Origin of the sequence: Weizmannia acidilactici, from assembly GCF_008974185.1 — a bacterium.
Taxonomy (GTDB): Bacteria; Bacillota; Bacilli; order Bacillales; family Bacillaceae_C; genus Weizmannia; species Weizmannia acidilactici.
In genome coordinates, this window is record NZ_BKZP01000077.1 from 1 (window position 1) to 1,697 (window position 1,697).

Here is a 1,697-nt window from a genome sequence, read left to right on the forward strand (position 1 = left end):
AATTAATACAATAAATGATATAGAGATGGCCAAGGTCCTTTATAATCAAAGAAAGCTTTACTGCTTTTACCGCACCAAAAATAGAACGGATATAGATAGAAAGTTCATAAAAGAGAGTATTAAAGAAGTATTACCACAATATATGATTCCATCAATATATATTAGGGTTGATGAGTTCCCGTTTACACAAAATGGAAAAATGGATACTAAAAAATTATTAGAAATGTGTGATCGTACCGAACGAAATATTAACAGTGTTAAGAAGAATGAAGAAAAAATAAAGAGCAAGGTGCGAAGTATATTTGCTGAAGTATTAAATATAGATGGTGAATTAATAGACGATCATAGTGACTTTTTTTATGATTTGGGAGGAGATTCTCTAAGTGCAATTTCTGCTACTGTTATGCTCGAAAGATCTTATGGAGTAAGTCTAGAAGACAATTTTATTTATAGTAATTCTACTATTTTTGATATCACTGATTGGATTAAAAATAATAGTTATATGTCCAAAACTGAAATAAATAATCAACAAGAATATGCGAAAAAAATAGGAGATTTTGAAAAACAATTGATTAAAGATACATTAAATCAATACGAAAAATATTTAAAGTTAATTAAACATAGTTTAAAGGAAAAGGATCGATATAAATGTTACAGGTATCAGGATAATTATTATGCAAATGGTTTTGAATCAATCCTATCTTTTACGATAGATATAAATGATGCCGAGCACGAGTTAAATTTACGAAAGTCATTTACTGATTTAATTAATAATAATGAGCTTCTAAGGTCAGTAATTTCTAAAATTGAAACAAATCTTTATTTTGTTGAATATGATAAACATGATTTTAATTTAATTCCAACTATAGTTCTTGATAAAAAATATGAGAAAAATATAATTGTAGATTTTTTAGATAATATATCAGAGAAAAGTCTGAAAAATAATATTTTGGATAACTTTCTCTTTAGATCATGTATTGTTTTAAATGGAAATAAAAAGTTTTTCTATTTTGGAATTTCACACTACATTTCCGATTTGTATTCTGTTCAATTAATGAAAAGAGAATTATTGTCTGTGAGTAAAATAAAAAATAATTTACCTAAATTAAAATATAAAGAATATATTGATTTAGTTACAAAAAGTGAACTAAATGTGTTCCGTAACACACTGTTTTTTAAAAGATTATTAAAAGTTGATAGAGTAAATATTCCTTTAATAGAAGATGAGGTAATATATGTAATAGAGGTTGAGAAAAATCAAAAAGTTGATTATAACTCTAGTAAAGAAATAATTGTTTATGCAAATTATATTATATCCAAAATAATTAAAGAATTATTGGAGATAGATTACGTACCGATATCAACCATAGTTAATATAAGAAATGTTAAAGAATTATCATTTGAGAATAGTATTGGCGATTATCATGGATCGTTTGTTTGTATATACAAACACGGTGATAGTTTAAAAGATTATAAAAAACAATTTGAAGAGATTTATACTTTATATGAAGATGGACAAAATTTCCAAACTGCTTTAATAAATAGCAACAATAAAGAATTGAAACGATTGTTTAGAGACGTCCAAATTTGTAAAACAGATTTTCTTGGAGCTGTAAAACCTAATGAAATTTCTTCTATGTTTAACAATGCACTACAATTTAAAAAGAAGAAAAAAATATGGAATGACAGAAGATTAT

General features: G+C 25.0%; 1 protein-coding gene. It reads left to right on the forward strand.

Translation table 11 applies throughout. The annotated features are described in order from the left end of the window. A partial coding sequence (locus BpJC4_RS15715; RefSeq protein ID WP_151698187.1) for an acyl carrier protein occupies positions 1–1,697 on the forward strand: 1,697 nt, incomplete at both ends.